Genomic DNA, 20,905 nt, shown 5'->3' on the forward strand with positions numbered 1-20,905 from the left:
GATGATACTGTATGACAAGTGAATTGGTTATTTCAATTGCAGAGCGTGCCATTATGATTATCCTTCTAACAAGCGGTCCGCTACTATTAGTTGCTTTAATCACTGGTTTAGCGGTAAGTGTTTTTCAGGCAACAACTTCGATTCAAGAACAAACGTTAGCATTCGTTCCAAAAATCATCGCTGTATTCGTGGCCATCATATTTTTCGGTCCATGGATGTTATCACAGGTGACAAGCTATGCGAGAGACATTTTTGAGAATTTAACGCGTTATATAGGGTGAGTAGATGAATGAATTAATCCCGCATTTTACGGTTTTCTTATTAGTACTTGTGCGTGTATCGGCATTTTTTGTTACTGTACCTTTTTTCTCGTACAGAACGATTCCGCCACAAGTTAAAATAACTCTCGCATTAGTTTTAGCTTGGATGATGTATTACACAATTGACGTCGAACCATTTGTATTTAATGGTGATTACATACTTTTAGTGATGAAGGAAGCGCTAATTGGGCTGTTACTAGGTCTAGTAGGCTACATCATCATGTCGGCAATTCAAATTGCCGGAAGCTTTATAGATTTTCAAATGGGGTTTGCCATTGCCAATATTATTGATCCGCAAACAGGTGCACAAAGTCCATTGATTGGACAATTTTTTAATACGCTAGCACTACTCATTCTAATAGCTGTAGATGGCCATCATATGATTCTCGATGGAATTCATTATAGTTATCAATTCTTACCGATGGATCAAGGATTTCCTGATTTTGGAAACGACAATTATATCGAGTTTATTATCACAACATTTACGGCTGTTTTTGCGATTGCCTTTCAAATGGCTGCACCTGTCGTAGCAACGTTATTTTTAGTCGATTTGGCGCTAGGAATCACAGCGAAAACTGTACCACAATTAAATATTTTTGTTGTCGGTTTTCCTATTAAAATCGGAGTTAGTTTTCTAGTGTTATTCACAATGATGGCTGTAATGGTTCAAGTTATTAAAAGGCTTATTACAATTATGATTTATGCTATGCGTGATTTAATGGCTATTTTAGGTGGTGGGTAAAATGTTGCTGCTACTGGACTTAGATTTACAGTATTTTGCGGGAGAAAAAACGGAAAAGGCGACGCCAAAAAAACGACAAGATGCTCGAAAAAAAGGTCAGGTTGTCAAAAGTCAGGATATTTCCAGTGCGATTGTCATGCTCATGGTATTTATCTTTTTATTCTTCTTTGCAGGTTCACTGCGAGACGATCTCCTAGCTTTTTTTAGGCAAACTTTTATTCATAATATACACGTAGAATCACTAACCATTGATAGTGTGATGCACCTATTTACAGAAACAATAGTGCAAATGGCTTTTATTATTGTTCCAATTATGGCCATTGCATTTGTTGGAGCATTGGCAGGTAACTTTCTACAGTTTGGCTTTCTATTTACATTAGAGCCAATGAAATTTGATTTGAAGAAAATGGACCCCATAAAAGGGTTGAAAAAAATATTTTCTGTTAAAGCCATTGTAGAGCTTTTAAAGTCAGTATTAAAGATTGGCTTCATCGGTGGCGTTACGACAATTATTATATGGACAAACTTGCCAGAGGTTTTGGCGTTATCTTTTAAAAGTCCATGGATGACTCTAATTACAGTAGGTAAGCTTGTTGGCATTATGGGAATTTCGGCTTCCCTCGTTTTACTTTGTGTATCCATTTTAGACTGGATGTATCAAAAACATGATTACGAAAAAAATCTTAAAATGTCTAAGCAAGATATTAAAGATGAATATAAAAATAGTGAGGGTGACCCGCTGATTAAATCGAAAATCAAACAACGCCAACGCGAAATGGCGATGCGTCGAATGATGTCTGAGATTCCAAGCGCCGATGTGGTCATAACAAACCCAACTCACTATGCGATTGCCATCAAATATGATGAGGAAAGTATGGAAGCTCCGCGCGTCGTTGCTAAGGGTACAGACTTTATCGCTCAAAAAATTAAACTGATTGCGAAAGAACATGAAGTGATTATGGTTGAAAATAGACCCTTAGCACGAGCAATGTACGATCAAGTAGAAATCGGCGATCAGGTACCAGAAGAGTTTTTCAAAGCAGTAGCAGAAGTGCTTGCTTATGTTTATCGAATTAAGCGGAAAATTTAAAGCTTTTAGTAGGAGGGACACAAATGAAAGTTCGCGATATAGGGGTATTAGGTGCGGTTATTTTAATCGTTGCGATGCTCATCATCCCTCTTCCTCCGTGGATGTTAAGTTTCTTAATCGTCATTAATATTACATTAGGATTAATAGTACTTTTAACAGCAATGAGTATGAAGGAAGCGTTAGACTTTTCTATTTTCCCCTCAGTTATTTTACTGTTAACCTTGTTCCGACTCGGACTGAGCGTTTCCACAACACGTGCCATTTTAGCAACTGGAGATGCTGGTGCTGTTGTTGAAACCTTTGGTGATTTCGTAGTCGGTGGGAATGTTCTTGTTGGTTTAGTTGTATTCTTAATTCTTGTGCTAATTCAGTTTATCGTTATTACAAAAGGAGCGGAGCGTGTAGCAGAAGTAGCAGCACGTTTCACACTTGATGCGATGCCAGGTAAACAAATGAGTATTGATGCTGACTTAAATGCAGGAGTTATTTCTGAGCGGGAAGCACGTGAACGACGCGACAAAGTAGCCGGTGAAGCGGACTTCTACGGAGCGATGGATGGTGCCACAAAATTCGTAAAAGGGGATGCCATTGCCTCAATGGTCATGGTTATTATCAACTTATTATTTGGTATCATCATCGGTGTTGTGCAGATGGGTCTTCCATTTGCAGAGGCAGCAAATCATTTTTCTAAGTTAACAGTGGGCGATGGTATTGTCTCACAAATTCCTGCGCTACTGATCTCTACAGCGACAGGGATTGTTGTAACACGTGCATCTTCTAAGGGAAGTCTTGGTGAAGATATTACAGGGCAACTCTTTGCCCAAGCAAAACTGCTCTATGTAGCAGGTGGTACAATTGTTTTACTTGGATTATTTACGCCAATCCCTAACTGGGTAACACTTCCAATTGGTATTTCACTAATTGCTGGCGCTTATATGATGGAACATAAGAAACCAGAGGATGAAGAAGAATTACTTGAAATTGAGGAAGAAGTGGCAACAGACGGCATGAAGAGCCCTGAAAACGTTGTGAATTTATTAAATGTGGACCCAATCGAGTTTGAATTTGGCTATGGTTTAATCCCGTTAGTAGATGCTGCTCAAGGCGGCGATTTATTAGATCGAGTTATCATGATACGTCGACAGTTAGCATTAGAATTAGGGATTGTCATTCCAGTTGTACGTATTCGTGACAATATTCAATTACAACCAAATGAATATCGAATTAAAATAAAGGGTAACGAAATGGCGCGTGGTGAACTGCTGCTTGATCATTATTTAGCAATGAGTCCAGGAGATGATGATTCTATCGAGGGTATTGATACTGTTGAGCCGTCATTTGGTCTACCTGCTAAGTGGATTACTGAGCAAGTGAAAGAGGATGCCGAAATGTTCGGCTATACGGTTGTTGATCCACCGAGCGTTGTGTCGACCCACTTAACGGAAATGATTCGTGCCAATGCTCATGAATTGCTCGGTCGTCAAGAGACGAAGCAGCTAATCGATCATTTACGCGAAACACATCCAATTTTAGTCGAAGAACTGACACCTACACCATTATCAACAGGTGAAATTCAAAAAGTACTGGGTAAACTTCTACGAGAAAATGTTTCAGTCCGAAATTTACCAATTATTTTTGAAGCGCTAGCTGACTATGCAAAATTAACGAGCGATGCCGATATTTTGACTGAGTATGTACGTCAAGCATTAGCACGTCAGATTACGTCTCAATACGTAGGGGACAGTTCGTCATTGAAGGTCATAACTGTTTCAGGTAAAGTAGAGAAAATGATTGCTGATAGTATTCAGCAAACTGATCACGGAAATTACTTAGCGATGGATCCACAAGATTCTCAAACTGTCTTGGAGACCATTGCTGCAGAAGTAGAGCGCGTTTCCTTTATGGAGCAATCTGCAATTATCTTATGCTCTCCAGCAGTTCGTATGTATTTACGTCAACTAACGGAGCGTTATTTCCCGCAAATTCCAGTTCTATCATACAATGAACTTGATGCTACGGTTGAAATTCAAAGTGTTGGGGTGGTGAATGTTGAATGAAAATGAAAAAATATTATGCATCCTCCATACCAGAAGCGATGAAGCTTGTGCGTGCTGAATTAGGTGAGGACGCAGTCATTCTGAATTCAAAAGTAGTAATTACAAAGAAGTTTTTTGGAATCATTAAAAAGAAAAGTTTTGAGGTTGTTGCAGGGATCGATTCAATGGAGCCAAGTAATACGGCTCCAGCACCTGTAGCTTTACCTATAACAACACCTAAAAAAGAAAATGCAAGGCTACAAGAAATTTCGAATGCTGTTCAAGCTAAAATACACCAAGTACAGCCACAGCATGATGCGACCTTACATGAGGAAACTGGCATTTCTGAAGATTTGAGGAGGGAAATTGCAGATTTAAAATCTTTAATGCATTCCATGCATAAGAAGACTATCCAAGATCAATATCCCGATGAACTCTTACCCTTCATTGAATACTTGAGACAGCAGGAGCTAAGTGAGGAGCTCATCACAACGATTGGTGATGAGCTTTTTATGCATTTCAGAGAAGCGTCAGAAATTAATTTTTCTCAATGTAAGATGATTACGAAAAATTTATTGCGCAAAGAGCTAGAAAATCTCCCAGTCGGAGGCTTATCCTACGAAAAGAAATATATTAATGTTTTAGGACCAACAGGTGTCGGAAAAACCACGACAATTGCTAAAATGGCAGCTAGAGCAGTTTTAGAGAAAAAGAAAAAAATAGGATTTATTACGACAGATACTTATAGGATTGCCGCAATTGAGCAATTAAAAACGTATGCTGGACTGTTGCAAGCACCTGTTGAAATTGCCTATAATGCCACAGATTTTGAACAAGCAATCCAACGATTGGCCCATCTAGATTTAGTGTTTATAGATACAGCAGGCCGCAATTATAAAGAGGTAAAATATGTAGATGATTTACAGCGTCTCATAAAATTTGATGATCAAGCAGAGTCCTTCTTAGTACTTGCCATGACAACGAAAGAAAAGGACATGGCAAACATTGTGGAGCAATTTAAGCAATTACCAATTGAAAAATTCATTTTTACAAAGATTGATGAAACAAATTCTATTGGCACAATGATTAATTTAATGATTAAATATAATAAAGGACTTGCTTACTACACGAATGGTCAAGAAGTACCAGAAGATATTGACGAAGCTGATCTAGAAGCAGTACTAAATATGTTTTTCCAAGGTGAAGAAAAATGAGAGACCAAGCTGAAACATTACGCTTGAAAATGTTGGGGCAGCAAGGCGGATTAGGTAGGTCAATCGCGGTTGTAAGTGGCAAAGGTGGGGTTGGTAAAAGCAACTTCACAATGAATTTTGCAACTACATTGGCCAATAAAGGGAAAAAGGTTGCAATCGTTGATATGGATATTGGTATGGGTAATATCAATATTTTAATTGGAAAAAATGTTTCTTATAGTTTAAAAGATTACTTGGAAGGTAATAAGTTACTAGATGAGGTAATATTTGAGGGTCCTTACGGTTTAAAGTGTATTTCAGGTGGGTCAGGTATGTCGGGTGTCCTAGAATGGTCAGAGGTGATGTTTGAGCGGCTCATTCATGCATTTGAGCAGCTTCAAAAAAGCTTTGATTACATCTTATTTGATATGGGGGCAGGGGCTACTAGCTGGTCATTAGATTTACTAGTCTCCATAGATGAAATCATTGTTTTATCAACAGCAGAGCCAACCTCTATTACAGATGCATATTCGATGATGAAATATATTTATATGCGAGATGCGGACAAGCAATTTTATATACTTTGTAACCGTGCTTATAGTAAAGAAGAAGGAATAGAAACCAATGAACGACTAAAGCGTACGATGGAACGTTTTTTGGACAAAGAGGTTACTATATTAGGCTCATTACCAGAAGATCCTGTAGTGCGTAAGGCTGTGCGTGAGCAAGTACCTTTTTCACTTGCTTATCCAGACGCACTTATTTCAAAGACACTTCAACTCATTGTGGCACGTTTTATGGAACATCGTGCAGAGGAAGTTCATGCACATGATCAGTCAGCGGGTAAATTCTTATCTAAATTAAGAAGTATTTTTTCGAAAGGGCGTGATTAATTGGACTTTTTACATAAAAGCAAGCTTTTAGTTGTTGATGATTCTGCTTTTATGAGAAAGCTAATTAGTGACTTTTTTGTTGGCAACTCGAAGGTTGAAGTAGTTGGAACAGCACGAAATGGGAAAGATGCGATTAAAAAAATTCAAACATTGCAGCCAACAGTTGTGACAATGGATATTGAGATGCCTGAAATGAATGGGCTTGATGCTTTAAAAGAAATTATGACTATATGTCCAGTACCTGTTGTTATGCTCTCTAGTACAACTCAACGAGGAGCTGAAAATGCATTAACAGCAATTGAATTTGGGGCAGTAGATTTTGTCGCGAAACCGAGCGGAACAATTTCTCTTGATTTACATAAAATCCAAACGGAACTTGTCCACAAGGTTGAACAAGCATCATTGGTACCTATTTCAAAATTGAAGAAACCTTCTGGTAGTAAAAGACAACAAGAACCTGCATTAAATGCGAGTACCATTAAAAGAGAATCATTTAGTGAAGGAAGGATGACTCCTTCTGTCAATGTTTCTCCTACAAGGGTAGATCTATCAAAACCACGTGTGGAATGGAGTAAAGTGGGTAAAAAAATTGTGCTAATTGGTACTTCCACTGGTGGACCAAGAGCGTTACAAGAAGTCATTACAAAAATCCCTAAATCAATTCAAGCACCAATTTTAATTGTCCAGCACATGCCAGCAGGATTTACAAAATCTCTTGCTACTCGTCTTGATCAATTGAGCGAGATTACAGTAAAGGAAGCTGAGCAAGGAGATATTCTCCAAAATGGAGTGGCGTATATTGCACCTGGTGGGTATCATTTAAAACTTAGAAAAGTAGGTACCACCTTTGGCATAGTCATTGATAATAATGAACCACCTAGATCTGGACATCGACCTTCTGTAGATGTGATGTTCGAAGATGTGAGCCAATTTAAAGATTTTGATAAAGTGGCAGTTATTATGACAGGTATGGGCCATGACGGCTCTGATGGACTAAAATCACTGAAAAGCACCGGAAATGTGATTGCAATCGCTGAGTCAGCTGAAACTTGCATAGTGTATGGTATGCCGAAAGCAGCAGTGGAAACGCAGCTTGTCGATGAAGTTGCAGATGTAGATGATATTGCACAAACAATAATGAAATATTTGCCTTAAAAGGGGTGTCCTCTTATGGAAGTCAATCAATATTTAGAGATGTTTATCGAAGAAAGTAAAGAGCATTTACAAGCATGTAATGAACATTTATTAGAACTAGAAAAAAATCCAGATGATTTGGCGATTGTTGGAGAAATTTTCCGCTCTGCACATACATTAAAAGGTATGTCTGCGACAATGGGCTTTGAAGATTTAGCAGATTTAACTCATAAAATGGAAAATGTATTGGATGCAATCCGAAACGAGAAAATCCATGTATCTCCTGAGATTTTAGATGTTGTCTTTGAGTCTGTAGACCATCTAGAAGAAATGGTGATGGACATTGCGAATGGTGGAGATGGAAAGCGTGATGTATCTTCAACTGTAGCTCAATTAAAGCGTATTGAATTAGGTGAGGAAGCGATTCCTGAAGTAGTAGCAACTACTGAAACGCAAACCTCTGCTGTAACAAGTGTTTTAGAGTATGACGGCTTTGAACAAACAGTTATTTCACAATCTGCTGAACAAGGTTTCAATGCATTTGAAATTTCAGTGAGATTACGTGAGGATTGTCTTTTAAAAGCAGCACGTGTATTCATGGTGTTTGAGATTTTAGAAAAAGATGGGGATGTTATTAAATCAAATCCATCTGTAGAAAAGCTTGAAGATGAACAGTTCGATCAACAATTTTATGTAGCTTTCGTGACAAAAGAATCTGCTGAAGATATGCAGAAAAAGATTATGAAAGTTTCAGAAGTTGAAGAAGTGATTGTCGCAACTATCGAACAAAAACAATATAGTGAAAATGAACAAGCAATTCAAGAAGTAGCAGCACCAGCTACAGCAACAGTAGAAGCGGAGGCTAAACCTGCTACTACACCTGAAAACAATACACCAGCACCTAAACCTGCAAAAGCAGCGGCTCCTGCTAAGAATGATAAGAGTCATGCGCCTGTTGGTAATAAAACAATTCGTGTTAATATCGAGCGTCTTGATATATTAATGAACTTATTTGAAGAGCTTGTTATAGATCGAGGACGACTACAATCTATTGCAACTGAGGTTAATCATGGAGAGTTAAATGAAACAGTAGAGCGCATGAGCCGCGTCATGGGTGACTTACAAACAATTATTTTAACAATGCGTATGGTTCCGGTTGAAACAGTATTCAATCGCTTCCCGAAAATGATTCGTCAGCTGTCTCGTGATTTAAACAAGAAAATTAACCTTGAAATTATCGGTGCTGAAACAGAGCTAGACCGTACTGTAATCGATGAAATTGGAGATCCACTTGTTCATTTAATCCGTAATTCTGTCGACCACGGTATAGAAAATCCTACAGCTCGCCGTGCAAAAGGCAAGCCAGAAGAAGGAACGGTTGTACTGCGTGCTTACCATAGTGGTAACTATGTCTTTATTGAAATTGAAGATGATGGAGCAGGTATTAACCGTGAAAAAGTACTAGCGAAAGCAATTTCTAAAGGTATCGTTACACAAGAACAATCATACTCAATGTCAGATAAGCAAATCAATGAGCTTATTTTAGCCTCTGGGTTCTCAACGGCAGATGTCATTTCTGACGTATCAGGCCGAGGCGTTGGTTTAGACGTTGTTAAAACAACAATTGAATCATTAGGTGGAAATATTTCAATTGAATCTACACAAGATGTAGGCTCAATATTCTCTATTCAACTACCACTGACATTATCGATTATTTCAGTAATGCTAGTGGAAATCGAAAAAGAGATTTATGCAATTCCACTATCATCAATTATTGAGACTTCAATTATCCGTTCATCAGAAATTATGAATGCGCATAATCAAAAAGTAATCGACTTCCGTGGCAAAGTGGTACCACTAGTATTCTTAGAAGAAATCTTCGAGGTACCTCGCAAAGAACCACAGGATGACGAATTCCATTCAGTAGTCATCGTTCGAAAAGGTGAGAAGCTTGCTGGTTTAGTTGTAGATTCATTCATTGGCCAACAAGAAATTGTGCTGAAATCATTAGGAAATTACTTAACGAATATCTTTGCAATTTCAGGTGCAACAATTTTAGGTAACGGGAAAGTAGCCTTAATTGTGGATTGTAACGCACTTATTAAATAAGGTGAATGAATAAGAGAGGTGTAAACAATGACAAACGCAGTGGAACAAGAAAGTATTAAAGTGATTGTTTTTCAATTAGCAGATAAAGAATATGCGATTCCAGTGTCACATGTACAAGGTATTGAAAAACTAATGCATATTACGCGTGTACCAAAAACGGCGAAATATGTAAAAGGTGTTATAAACCTACGAGGTGTCGTAACACCAATTGTAGATTTACGGGAACGATTTGAATTACCTATCTCTGAGCATGAAGAAACAACTCGCATTATCATTATTTCATTAGAGGATATGGAAGTAGGCTTCGTAGTAGACTCTGCAAATGATGTTTTAGACATCCCTGCAAACGCAATTGAACCACAACCAGAAGTAGTGGGCTCACTTGAAGAGGAGTTTATTTCAGGAGTGGCTAAAATAGATAAGCGATTATTAATTTTACTGCATTTAGAGAAAGTACTAAATCCACTAAAGTAGGGATCGATAATGACATACAATCAAAAGATTACATCACTACATTTAGACGTATTTAAAGAAATTGGAAATATTGGTGCTGCGCATGCTGCGACAGCACTCTCCAATTTACTTGGTAAAAAAATTGATATGCGAGTACCAAAGGTTGAAATGGTATCATTTAATGACATGATGGAGCTTGCTGGCGGTTCTGAAAATGTCGTTGTTGGAATCTATCTGCGCATCGAAGGTGATGCTGAAGGTAGTATGTTCTTTATCCTGCCAATTGAGCAAGCAAATCGTTTTATCCGTCGTCTCATATTTGATGAATCATTCGACTTTAAAAAGCGGCCTGTTTCAGAGCTAGGTTTATCAGCAATGCAGGAAATGGGTAACATTTTATCTGGCTCTTATTTATCGGCGTTATCTGACTTTACAAATTTAAAAATTTATCCGACTGTGCCAGGACTAAGTGTTGACATGTTTGGTGCCATTATTAGTATTGGCTTGATTGAATTATCACACGTTAGCGATAATGTTATCGTCATAAATACATCCATTTTTGAAGACGGTGTAGAGGATCAAGAAACCGTAAGAGGACATTTCTTCTTATTACCAGACCCAGACTCATTTGATGCTATTTTTAAAGCATTAGGAGTTTCATAGATGATGCTAAACAGTAGTAATGGGCAAGTTATAAAAGTTGGAATTGCACAAATGGATGTAGTAAAGTTGCCAAACACAATAAGAACATCAGGTCTTGGGTCTTGTGTAGGTGTTATTTTATATGATGAGTCAAAAAAAATTGCTGGTTTAATACATGTGATGTTGCCAGATTCGAGTCTAGGTAGACAAGAGTCAATAAATGTGGCTAAATTTGCTGACACAGGCATTGCAGCAATGATTGACTTATTAAAGTTAGAGGGCGTTCAAAAATTCAAGCTAAAGGCAAAAATTGCGGGCGGTGCGCAGATGTTTCAATTTACTTCAGATAAAGACTCCATGCGTATCGGCCCGCGTAATGTAGAAGCTGTAAAGCATGAGCTAAAGCGTCATGGAATTCTTTTAGTTGCCGAAGACACGGGTGGTAATAGTGGTAGAACAATTGAATTTAATCCTGCGACGTCGACATTACATATTCGAACGGTTAACCAAGGAGTGAGCGAAATATAATGTTTGGTTCTATTTTTTATAACCTATGGGGAGCGTTAATTGCCTTTTCTATATATTTTTTTAGTACATTTCAAAAACCTATTACACCGCTACGTATTATCATAGGATCATTTGTAGCGGGGATACTTGTGTTTTTCGTCATGTATATTGTAAGGTTTTTAATTGCCTATGTTTTATTCACACCAGAGAGCAATGAAGATGTCGTTGAAGGTGAGCTTGAAGATAACGAATCTGACAATCGCAATGAAGAAGATCAAGAAACACCGACGGCTAACTCAACCGTTGAGTTTCAAGATGAAAGCTCAGATGAAATTGCACAGGTTGTACGAACGATGATGGATCATGAGGATGATCTGCAAGTAAATAATGCTTAAAAATGGGAGTCGCGAGTAGCGGCTCTTTTTAATGTTAAGGAAACTATAAATTTTTTGCCTGTGGAGGATGTAAACGAGTGCTTTAGCGCATTGTTCTGTTTTATCGGAAAGATTTCGAGGTTTATCGGAACGATTTTATATTTTATCGGAAAGATTCTAAGATTTATCGGAATGATTTCTGTTTTTATCGGAATAATTTTTAGTAGTTATCTAGTTTCTTAAGGAATATTGACTATGTCCAAACTAAAAAATGCCCGACACATAAATTTAAAGAATCTGTGATAGAGTAGGAGAAACAAATGAAATTATAGTCGATTCTTGTTATAATATAGGAAAGAATTACATTGGTTTATGTTGAAAAAATATCAAGGTAAATATAAGACAGTGGCAAACAGGCGCGTAAATGCGTTTTTCTTAGAGAGGTGGATTACATGACACAACCAATTCTGAACGATGAACAAAAGCTGTGGAACCGCTGGATATATGAACGTGATCCAGATGCTGGTGATTTACTAATAAAAAAATATATTTCTCTAGTATCTTATCATGTACAACGCATTGGTGCGAGTTTACCAAAAAGTGTATCACGAGATGATTTAACGAGCTTAGGTATGGTAGGACTTTTTGATGCGTTGAATAAATTTGATATTAATCGAGACTTGAAATTTGATACATATGCTTCTTTTAGAGTAAGAGGAGCCATTATTGATGGTTTACGTAAGGAAGATTGGTTGCCACGTTCTGCACGTGAGAAGGCGAAAAAATTAGATGCACAGATTGAACAGTTAGAACAAAAATATATGCGTCATGTAACACCTGAGGAGCTTGCTGAGCATATGGCTTTACCCGTTGAAGAAGTTTACCAAACTGTACAGGAACATTTCTTTTCAAATGTTCTTTCCATTAATGAACAGCAAGATCAAGATGAAACTGAAGGAAAGTCATTTGTTATCCGTGATGATACGACTAAGACACCTGAGCAAGCTGTTGTTAAGGCGGAACTACTGGAGGATTTAGCTGAAAATATCCAAAAGCTCAATGATAAAGAACAGCTAGTGCTTAGTTTGTTTTATACTGAGGAATTGACATTAACAGAAATTGGCGAAATGCTTGAACTATCGACATCACGTATTTCACAAATCCACTCTAAGGCGCTATTAAAGCTACGAAAGTTATTATCCAATGAAATGATTAATGCCTAATAATCGTCTATACATACCGTAGAAGGAGGGAGTCTCATGAGTTTAAAGGGTGTCGAACTACAAATAGCTATTCCAAAAACATTTGAAGCGGGGAAAATGGCAGATCAGGCACAACAACAAACTTTGGCTCAGCAAGCACATGCAAATGAAGCGTTAAAAAAAGAAATAGAACGCAAGCAAAAAGTTGTGAATACCTCAGAGGGTATGGATGAGATTAGTGAGGATGAAGAAGCAGGTGGTGAGTACATCAAAGGTACTCGAAAAAAGAAAAATAAGGATGACGAGAAGCGAGAGAAGCAGGCGCAGCATCCGTTTAAGGGGAATTTCGTGGATTTTAGTGGATAGGAGTTTATTATGACAATCATACTAATTGCGGTTCTATTTATTTTACAGCTACTTTCATTTTATTTCCTCATCATCTTAAATACAAAACTAGCAAAATTTAAGGATTTAGAAATAAAGCAAGAACGTTTAATGCGTGAAATGGATGATACTATAAGTGTCTATTTAGCTGAAGTGAAAGATGAAAATAATCGCTTGATTGAAGAATTACAAAGCGTTTCAACGACTCAAGTTAAAACTGTTCTACAGGATGAGCAAATTATGTCAACAAAAGAACAAATAGAGGTAGAAAAAACAAAAGAAGCATCTTCCAATCTAGATAGTGAAACTCGTATATATGTACCTAAAAACATAGTAGCAAATGCTTATTCTCGCCATCAACAGTCAGGAAATAAGTCGGTACAATCTACATCACAAACAGACAAAGCAATACCAATGGAAGAGCCAAAGCCTCTTACTATAGAACAACAAGCTGTCCAGTTGGCGAAACAAGGAAAAACATCAGAGGAAATTGCGAAGCAGCTTCAAAAAGGAAAAACAGAAATCGAGCTTTTATTGAAATTTCATAGCTAAAACAGTTGCGAATGGTGTGAAGCTATGATATAGTTGCAAATGGTGTTATTAATACACACGCATTTTGATGTAGTAAGTGGTGCTCTAAGTCTAGAGTAGCTTGTTGCAAGTGATAAATGCGGAGGATAAAAACCAAACATACTAGGAGGAAATACACATGTCAGTAATTTCTATGAAACAATTACTTGAAGCTGGTGTACATTTCGGTCACCAAACTCGTCGTTGGAACCCAAAAATGAAGAAATATATCTTCGTTGAGCGTAACGGGATCTACATCATCGACTTACAAAAAACTGTTAAAAAATTAGAGGAAGCTTATGACTTCATGCGTCAAGTTGGTCAAGACGGTGGTAAAGTTCTTTTCGTTGGTACGAAAAAACAAGCACAAGAAGCGATCAAAGATGAAGCTGAACGTTCAGGCAACTACTACATCAACCAACGTTGGTTAGGTGGTACTCTTACAAACTTCGGTACAATTCAAAAACGTGTTGCACGTATGAAAGCAATCGAAAAAATGGAAGAAGACGGAACTTTTGAAGTTCTACCTAAAAAAGAAGTAATCCAACTTAAAAAAGAACACGAACGTCTAATCAAATTCTTAGGCGGTATCCGTGATATGCACGCTCTTCCAGACGTAATGTTCGTGGTTGACCCACGTAAAGAACGCATTGCTGTTGCAGAAGCTATTAAATTAAACATCCCTCTAGTAGGTATTGTTGATACAAACTGTGATCCAGATGAAATCGACTACGTAATTCCTGCTAATGATGATGCTATTCGCGCTGTTAAACTTTTAACTGCTAAAATGGCTGACGCTTTAATCGAGTCAAAACAAGGTGAAGAAGAAGCTCCAGCTGTAGAAGCTGCTGCTGAGTAATTCACGTTTACAAAAAGGTGATAAGTGGCTCAGGACCCTTATCACCTTTTTTAGAACCTATCACTAAAATTTGTACAACCAATTTGAGGAGGAAACACTAAATGGCAAACATTACTGCACAATTAGTAAAAGAATTACGTGAAAAAACTGGCGCTGGAATGATGGATTGTAAAAAAGCGTTAGTACAAACTGATGGCGATATTGATGCTGCAATCGATTTCCTACGTGAAAAAGGTCTTTCTTCAGCTGCTAAAAAAGCTGACCGTATCGCTGCAGAAGGTACAACTTTCATTTTAGAACAAGGTAACGAAGCAATCATCCTTGAAGTAAATGCTGAAACAGATTTCGTTTCTAAAAACGATAAATTCCAAGTATTAGTTGCTTCTTTAGCTGAGCAATTACTTGCTGCTAAACCTGCAACAGTAGAAGCTGCTTTAGAGCTTGCAAATGCTGAAGGTGTGAAAATTGCTGACCAAATTTCAACTGCAGTTGCAACAATCGGTGAAAAAATCACTCTTCGTCGTTTCGAAGTGAAAACAAAAACTGATGCAGATGCATTCGGTTCTTATTTACACATGGGCGGTCGTATCGGTGTGTTAGTTTCTTTAGAAGGTTCTACAGATGCTGCTGCTGCAAAAGACGTTGCTATGCATATCGCAGCTATTAACCCTACTTACGTTTCTCGCGATGAAGTTTCTGCAGATGAAGTTGAACGTGAGCGTAAAGTATTAACTGAACAAGCTCTTAACGAAGGTAAACCAGAAAACATCGTAGCAAAAATGGTTGAAGGTCGTCTTGGTAAATACTTCGAAGAGGTTTGCTTACTTGACCAAACATTCGTTAAAAACTCAGATCAAAAAGTACGTGATTTCGTTGCATCAACTGGCGGTTCTGTAAATGGTTTCGTACGTTATGCTGTAGGTGAAGGTATCGAAAAACGTGAAGATAACTTTGCTGAAGAAGTAATGAGCCAAGTTAAAGGTAACTAATTTAGCTTGCATTTGATCTTAATCAAATAATATCTAGATTTTCTAGAAAAAAATGGGGAACACAACATAGCGTGTTCCCTATTTTTCCGAAATGAGCGAAAAAAAGATATAATTGGCTCATTAGCAAAAGTTGTGGCTGATATTTGTTAAAAATGTATGCTATTTATATAAGTTGATTGGGGTGAAGGCTGGGCGACTCCTTGGGGATCAGCGTCACAGATGAGACCTTGGAATGAAGCGGATAGGGGAATGAAGGCTAAAAGTATCACGTCCTGTGATAACGCCTTCATGACCAACCTCGTGTTGGCCCGACGCCCCCAGGAAGCTCTGCGCGAAAGCGAAGCGTCAGCGGCAATGTTTTATCTGTGCGAAAGCGAAGCGACAGCAACAATGTTTTATCTGCGCGAAAGCGAAGCGTCAGCGGCAATGTTTTATCTGTGCGAAAGCGAAGCGACAGCAACAATGTTTTATCTGTGCGAAAGCGAAGCGACAGCAACAATGTTTTAACTGTGCGAAAGCGAAGCGACAGCAACAACAAAGCGCCCAGCGGGAACGGAAATCAACCAACTTTATGGTGTAATGAGCCATATAATTTTCTATTTTGCCTTATTCATAACTAGCAATTATTGTTATTTATACTATAATGGAAAAGGGAATAGAGTTGTTTTAAATAAAGTCTGACGGAGGTTTACAATGAGTGTGCCACAATATAAACGAGTAGTTATAAAATTAAGTGGTGAAGCGTTAGCTGGAGAAGCGGGCTTCGGTTTATCACCAAAAATAATCAAGTCTGTTGCAGAAGAAGTAAAAGAAGTAGTAGATCTTGATGTAGAAGTTGCTGTTGTTGTAGGTGGCGGTAATATATGGCGCGGAAAAATCGGTAGTGAAATGGGGATGGATCGTGCAGCAGCCGACTATATGGGAATGCTAGCAACGGTTATGAACTCCTTAGCTTTACAAGATGCCCTTGAAAAATTAGGAATTGAAACACGTGTACAATCTTCAATTGTGATGACACAAGTAGCAGAGCCATATATTCGCCGTAAAGCAGTTCGTCATCTAGAGAAAAAACGTGTAGTAATTTTTGCAGCAGGTACAGGTAACCCATTCTTCTCTACTGATACTACAGCTGCGTTACGAGCGGCTGAAATCGACGCAGATGCGATTTTAATGGCGAAAAATAATGTAGATGGTGTTTATTCTGCAGATCCGAAAGTAGATGCAACTGCCGTTAAATATGATACACTCACTTACTTAGACGTTATTCAACAGGGCTTACAAGTAATGGATTCAACAGCTTCTACTTTATGTATGGATAACGATATTCCGTTAATTGTCTTCTCAATTACGGAACCAGGTAATATTAAACGTGCCGTACAAGGCGAGAAAATTGGAACAGTTGTTAGGAGGAATGTATAATGGCTAAACAAGTTTTAGAACAAGCTAAAGAAAAAATGAACAAAACAATTGCCGCTTTTTCACGTGAACTAGCTTCAATCCGTGCAGGTCGTGCAAATGCTTCTCTATTAGATCGTATTACGGTTGATTATTATGGTGCACCAACACCGATTAATCAGCTTGGAGGTGTTTCGGTACCAGAAGCGCGTTTATTAGTTATTACACCTTACGATAAAACAATCTTAGGTGAAATCGAAAAAGCGATTATGAAATCAGATATTGGTATTACACCAACAAATGATGGATCTGTTATTCGTTTAATGATCCCGGCTTTAACAGAAGAGCGTCGTAAAGATCTTGTGAAGCAAGTGAAAAAAGAAGCAGAGGATGCAAAAATCGCTGTACGTAATGTTCGTCGCGATGCTAATGATGATCTGAAAAAACTTGAAAAAGCTGGCGAAATCACAGAAGATGGTCTACGTGGCTACGGTGAAGATATTCAAAAATTAACGGATGAATTCATTGTTAAAGTAGATCAAGTAACGAAAGAAAAAGAAAAAGAAATTCTAGATGTGTAAGCAACTCGCTTTGTATGTCTATGATGGAACTTTTTGATGAGATGGAGGCGTCCTATATATCAGGACGTCTTTTCTCTTTACTGTTAAGTTATTATGTGAAAAATCTAGTGAAGCTTCATACATTCAAACCTGTAATTGTTTAACTTATTTCATCACCAAAAGTTGGGGATGAAATAAGTTAAAACATATGTCTCGTGGATAAGTTGATTGCAGTGGAGGCTGGGCGACTCCTTGGGGATTAGCAATAGAGGAACGAAGGCTAAGACCATCACGTCCTGTGATAACGCCTTCGTGACCAACATCGGTGCTGTCGCTGCGCTTTCGCACAAACAAAACCCTCTGCTGCCGCTGCGCTTTCGCGCAAAAAACATCTGTTGGCCCGAGACCCTGGAGCGCAAGTGAAGCGGCTCATCGGACGCCCCAGGAAAGCGCCAGTCGGAACGAAAATCAACCCCACGTTATGGTGAAAAGTCTAAAATGTGTGTAGTTCTAAAATGAGCTAGTCCATACATAGTCAATTTAGAGGGAAAAAAAAGACAAAAAGCGCTTTTTTTTGTTATGATAGGTTAGTATACGTCCGATTAGTTGTAGTGGGGGAGTTAGCATGTTTAAAAAGCTATTAGGTAAACAAATAAAAATGGATACACTATCATTGGAGGAACGTGTTGCCCTTGCTAAAAACGAGCCGATTCCTGCCCATGTAGCGATTATTATGGACGGAAATGGACGTTGGGCGAAGAAACGTGCCATGCCACGTGTTGCTGGTCACCATGAAGGTATGAAGACGGTACGAAAGGTAACTAGATTTGCATCAGATCTAGGTATTAAAGTTTTAACGGTGTATGCGTTCTCTACAGAAAATTGGAAGCGACCAAAACCAGAGGTCGATTTTCTAATGCGTCTACCTGTTGAATTTTTAGGTTCCTTTTTACCTGAAATGATGGAACGTAATGTACGTGTTGAAATGATTGGAGATCCATCTTTATTGCCTGCACATACACAAAAAGCATTGTATGAGGCGATGGAAGAGACGAAGCATAATACAGGGTTAATTTTGAACTTTGCCCTGAATTATGGAAGTCGTTCAGAAATGGTTGGTGCCATGAAAGCAATGCTTCAAAAGGTGCAGGACGGTCAATTAACGATGCAAGATTTAACAGAAGAATGCTTGACATCTCATTTAATGACGGCCCATCTGCCAGAGCCAGATCTATTAATTCGTACAAGTGGTGAAGTACGATTAAGTAACTTTATGTTATGGCAGCTCGCCTATACAGAATTTTGGTTTACAGATACATTGTGGCCAGATTTTAGTGAGGAAAACTTACTGGAAGCGGTGGAAAACTACCAGAAACGTAATCGCCGCTACGGTGGGTTGAAGGGAGAAGAAACAACTTGAAACAACGAATTATCACAGCAATAGTTGCAGCAGCGCTATTTATTCCATTCGTTATTTATGGAAAAGTGCCATTTACACTACTTGTGCTTGCAATGGCTGTTGTCGGCTTTTATGAAATACTAAAAATGAAAGGTATTTCACTTTTTTCAGTGCCTGGTTTTTTAGGGCTACTAACATTAATACTGCTTGTTATACCAAAGGACTGGTCAAGTAAGGTAGTAGATGCAATTGGCTATTCCTCCGATTTAATGGTTGTGTATGGTCTAATGATGCTATTGCTCATATACGTAGTCCTTGTAAAAAATAAAATTACATTTGATGAAGTTGCTTTTATTTTATTAGGAGCGTTTTATGTCGGGTTAGGCTTCCATTATTTAATCGAAACACGATATTACGGTCTAGAGTTTGTCGTATATTGTTTGCTTGTAGTTTGGACAACTGACTCAGGTGCATATTTTGTCGGAAGAAAACTTGGCAAAAATAAGCTATGGCCTGAAATCTCACCGAAGAAAACCGTGGAAGGTTTTGTGGGGGGAATTGTCATTGCAGTAATTTTTGCTGTCGCGATGCAAGCAATTTATCCATTTGCAAAGGGTTATGTCTCACTTATTTTCATCACAATCTTTGCGTCAATTATTGGCCAAATGGGTGATCTAGTGGAATCTGCTATAAAGCGTCATTTTGACGTAAAGGATTCAGGAAATATTTTACCTGGGCATGGCGGTATATTAGACCGCTTTGATAGTCTTTTATTCGTCGTGCCTTTACTACATTTTTTTCATACTTTTTGGTAGCTAGGAACTGTAGTAGTATTTCCTCTAATTAGAGTGGTTGAATAATCGTGCTATATCATTTGCTTAGATAGAAAAAGGGGACAATTTGTCGTGAAAAAAATAAGTTTACTTGGTGCAACTGGTTCAATCGGTTGGCAAACCTATGATATTTTAAAAGAACAACGCGATGCCTTTCATTTAGTGGCGTTTTCTTCAGGGAAAAACATCGAAAAAACTCGTGAAATGATCGAAACTTTGACGCCTGAGCTTGTATCTGTTCAATTAGAAGAAGATGCACTTACGCTCGCTAAAGAGTATCCGCAAGTTCATTTTACGTTTGGTGCGAAAGGGCTTGTAGAGGTTGCTACACATCCTGATTCTACGGTGCTTGTCAACGCTGTTCTTGGAAGTGTCGGACTAGAATCGACATTAGCCGCAATTCGCATGGGTAAAACAATTGCTATTGCCAATAAGGAAACACTCGTAACCGCTGGGCATTTAGTGATGGCAGAGGCAAAGAAATACAATGCAACAATTTTACCGGTTGATAGTGAGCATTCTGCAATCTTCCAATCGATGAATGGTGAAAATCCAAAAAATATTGAACGTTTAATCATTACAGCTTCTGGTGGTAGCTTCCGTGACAAAACACGTGAGGAATTGAAGCATGTAACGGTTGCAGATGCACTAAATCATCCGAACTGGTCAATGGGTGCGAAAATTACGATAGATTCAGCTACAATGATGAATAAAGGACTAGAAGTCATTGAAGCACATGTCTTATTTGATATGCCTTATGATAAAATTGATGTACTTTTGCATAGAGAAAGTATTATTCACTCCCTAGTTGAGTATCATGATACTAGTGTCATTGCACAGCTCGGTACACCGGACATGCGTGTACCTATCCAATATGCATTAAGCTATCCAGATCGTATGCCGCTGCATAACGGACAACGACTTAATTTAGCACAAATTGGTCAGTTACATTTTAAAGAAATGGATTTTGAACGTTATCCAGCATTGCGTCTAGCATACGAGGCTGGACGTACAGGTGGTACAATCTTAACAGCAATGAATGCAGCGAATGAAGCGGCAGTTGCGGCATTTTTACAGGGCAACATAACATTCCTTGAAATTGACGAAACGATTGAGCGTGTAATGCAGGCGCATAACAATATATTAGTGCCGGATTTACAAACAATTTTACAGGTAGACAGTGAAACAAGAAAAACAGTGTTAGACATGGTAAAATAACGA

General features: G+C 38.3%; 23 protein-coding genes. All 23 read left to right on the forward strand.

Features of this window, described 5'->3' with window-relative positions:
- Positions 1–11: 11 nt before the first annotated feature.
- On the forward strand, positions 12–281 hold the full coding sequence (fliQ, locus tag FJQ98_RS06180) for a flagellar biosynthesis protein FliQ (protein WP_053594220.1): 270 nt from the start codon (positions 12–14) through the stop codon (positions 279–281).
- A gap of 4 nt (positions 282–285) precedes the next feature.
- On the forward strand, positions 286–1,062 hold the full coding sequence (fliR, locus tag FJQ98_RS06185) for a flagellar biosynthetic protein FliR (protein WP_053594221.1): 777 nt from the start codon (positions 286–288) through the stop codon (positions 1,060–1,062).
- Between the two features lies 1 nt (position 1,063).
- Positions 1,064–2,152 carry a flagellar biosynthesis protein FlhB gene (gene flhB, locus FJQ98_RS06190; protein WP_053594222.1) on the forward strand — a complete coding sequence of 363 codons (1,089 nt, stop codon included), beginning with the start codon at positions 1,064–1,066 and terminating at the stop codon, positions 2,150–2,152.
- Between the two features lie 23 nt (positions 2,153–2,175).
- Positions 2,176–4,209 (forward strand): flagellar biosynthesis protein FlhA, encoded by a 2,034-nt coding sequence (gene flhA, locus FJQ98_RS06195; RefSeq protein WP_053594223.1) that lies wholly within the window; start codon positions 2,176–2,178, stop codon positions 4,207–4,209.
- Positions 4,206–5,402 (forward strand): flagellar biosynthesis GTPase FlhF, encoded by a 1,197-nt coding sequence (flhF, locus tag FJQ98_RS06200; RefSeq protein WP_053594224.1) that lies wholly within the window; start codon positions 4,206–4,208, stop codon positions 5,400–5,402. The genes flhA and flhF overlap by 4 nt, the downstream gene beginning before the upstream one ends.
- Entirely contained in the window at positions 5,399–6,274 is an 876-nt protein-coding gene (locus tag FJQ98_RS06205) for a MinD/ParA family protein (protein WP_053594225.1), read from the forward strand. Before flhF ends, FJQ98_RS06205 begins: the two co-directional genes overlap by 4 nt.
- The gene (locus FJQ98_RS06210) at positions 6,275–7,429 is read left to right on the forward strand and encodes a protein-glutamate methylesterase/protein-glutamine glutaminase (protein ID WP_075807215.1); all 1,155 of its coding nucleotides are present in this window, start codon (positions 6,275–6,277) and stop codon (positions 7,427–7,429) included.
- Positions 7,430–7,444: 15 nt separating this feature from the next.
- Positions 7,445–9,517 carry a chemotaxis protein CheA gene (locus FJQ98_RS06215; protein ID WP_053594226.1) on the forward strand — a complete coding sequence of 691 codons (2,073 nt, stop codon included), beginning with the start codon at positions 7,445–7,447 and terminating at the stop codon, positions 9,515–9,517.
- Positions 9,518–9,544: 27 nt separating this feature from the next.
- On the forward strand, positions 9,545–9,991 hold the full coding sequence (locus FJQ98_RS06220) for a chemotaxis protein CheW (RefSeq protein ID WP_053594227.1): 447 nt from the start codon (positions 9,545–9,547) through the stop codon (positions 9,989–9,991).
- A gap of 9 nt (positions 9,992–10,000) precedes the next feature.
- Positions 10,001–10,633: a chemotaxis protein CheC gene (locus tag FJQ98_RS06225; RefSeq protein ID WP_053594228.1), complete on the forward strand. Its 633-nt coding sequence runs from the start codon at positions 10,001–10,003 to the stop codon at positions 10,631–10,633.
- Positions 10,634–11,140, forward strand: a complete 507-nt coding sequence (locus tag FJQ98_RS06230; protein WP_425492683.1) for a chemotaxis protein CheD — start codon at positions 10,634–10,636, stop codon at positions 11,138–11,140. It begins immediately after the preceding gene.
- A complete protein-coding gene (locus tag FJQ98_RS06235; RefSeq protein ID WP_053594229.1) occupies positions 11,140–11,514 on the forward strand; it encodes a hypothetical protein in 375 nt (124 codons plus the stop codon). Before FJQ98_RS06230 ends, FJQ98_RS06235 begins: the two co-directional genes overlap by 1 nt.
- Before the next feature lie 431 nt (positions 11,515–11,945).
- Positions 11,946–12,716 (forward strand): FliA/WhiG family RNA polymerase sigma factor, encoded by a 771-nt coding sequence (locus FJQ98_RS06240; protein WP_053594230.1) that lies wholly within the window; start codon positions 11,946–11,948, stop codon positions 12,714–12,716.
- A gap of 36 nt (positions 12,717–12,752) precedes the next feature.
- Complete coding sequence (locus FJQ98_RS06245; RefSeq protein WP_053594231.1) at positions 12,753–13,061, forward strand: hypothetical protein; 309 nt, start codon at positions 12,753–12,755, stop codon at positions 13,059–13,061.
- A 9-nt stretch (positions 13,062–13,070) separates the two neighbouring features.
- The gene (locus FJQ98_RS06250; RefSeq protein WP_053594232.1) at positions 13,071–13,631 is read left to right on the forward strand and encodes a hypothetical protein; all 561 of its coding nucleotides are present in this window, start codon (positions 13,071–13,073) and stop codon (positions 13,629–13,631) included.
- Between the two features lie 157 nt (positions 13,632–13,788).
- Positions 13,789–14,508, forward strand: coding sequence for a 30S ribosomal protein S2 (gene rpsB, locus FJQ98_RS06255; protein WP_049668466.1), 720 nt, complete (start codon positions 13,789–13,791; stop codon positions 14,506–14,508).
- A gap of 101 nt (positions 14,509–14,609) precedes the next feature.
- Entirely contained in the window at positions 14,610–15,497 is an 888-nt protein-coding gene (tsf, locus tag FJQ98_RS06260; RefSeq protein ID WP_053594233.1) for a translation elongation factor Ts, read from the forward strand.
- 249 nt (positions 15,498–15,746) lie between these two features.
- A complete protein-coding gene (locus FJQ98_RS06265; RefSeq protein ID WP_201406653.1) occupies positions 15,747–16,004 on the forward strand; it encodes a hypothetical protein in 258 nt (85 codons plus the stop codon).
- A 186-nt stretch (positions 16,005–16,190) separates the two neighbouring features.
- On the forward strand, positions 16,191–16,916 hold the full coding sequence (pyrH, locus tag FJQ98_RS06270) for a UMP kinase (protein WP_053594235.1): 726 nt from the start codon (positions 16,191–16,193) through the stop codon (positions 16,914–16,916).
- Positions 16,916–17,473, forward strand: coding sequence for a ribosome recycling factor (frr, locus tag FJQ98_RS06275; protein ID WP_053594236.1), 558 nt, complete (start codon positions 16,916–16,918; stop codon positions 17,471–17,473). The genes pyrH and frr overlap by 1 nt, the downstream gene beginning before the upstream one ends.
- A gap of 604 nt (positions 17,474–18,077) precedes the next feature.
- Positions 18,078–18,872, forward strand: a complete 795-nt coding sequence (gene uppS, locus FJQ98_RS06280; protein WP_053594237.1) for an undecaprenyl pyrophosphate synthase — start codon at positions 18,078–18,080, stop codon at positions 18,870–18,872.
- Positions 18,869–19,666 (forward strand): phosphatidate cytidylyltransferase, encoded by a 798-nt coding sequence (locus FJQ98_RS06285; RefSeq protein WP_053594238.1) that lies wholly within the window; start codon positions 18,869–18,871, stop codon positions 19,664–19,666. Before uppS ends, FJQ98_RS06285 begins: the two co-directional genes overlap by 4 nt.
- 90 nt (positions 19,667–19,756) lie before the next feature.
- Positions 19,757–20,902, forward strand: a complete 1,146-nt coding sequence (gene dxr / locus FJQ98_RS06290) for a 1-deoxy-D-xylulose-5-phosphate reductoisomerase (protein WP_053594239.1) — start codon at positions 19,757–19,759, stop codon at positions 20,900–20,902.
- Positions 20,903–20,905: the final 3 nt, after the last annotated feature.

Origin of the sequence: Lysinibacillus agricola (genome assembly GCF_016638705.1) — a bacterium.
GTDB classification, from domain to species: Bacteria; Bacillota; Bacilli; order Bacillales_A; family Planococcaceae; genus Lysinibacillus; species Lysinibacillus agricola.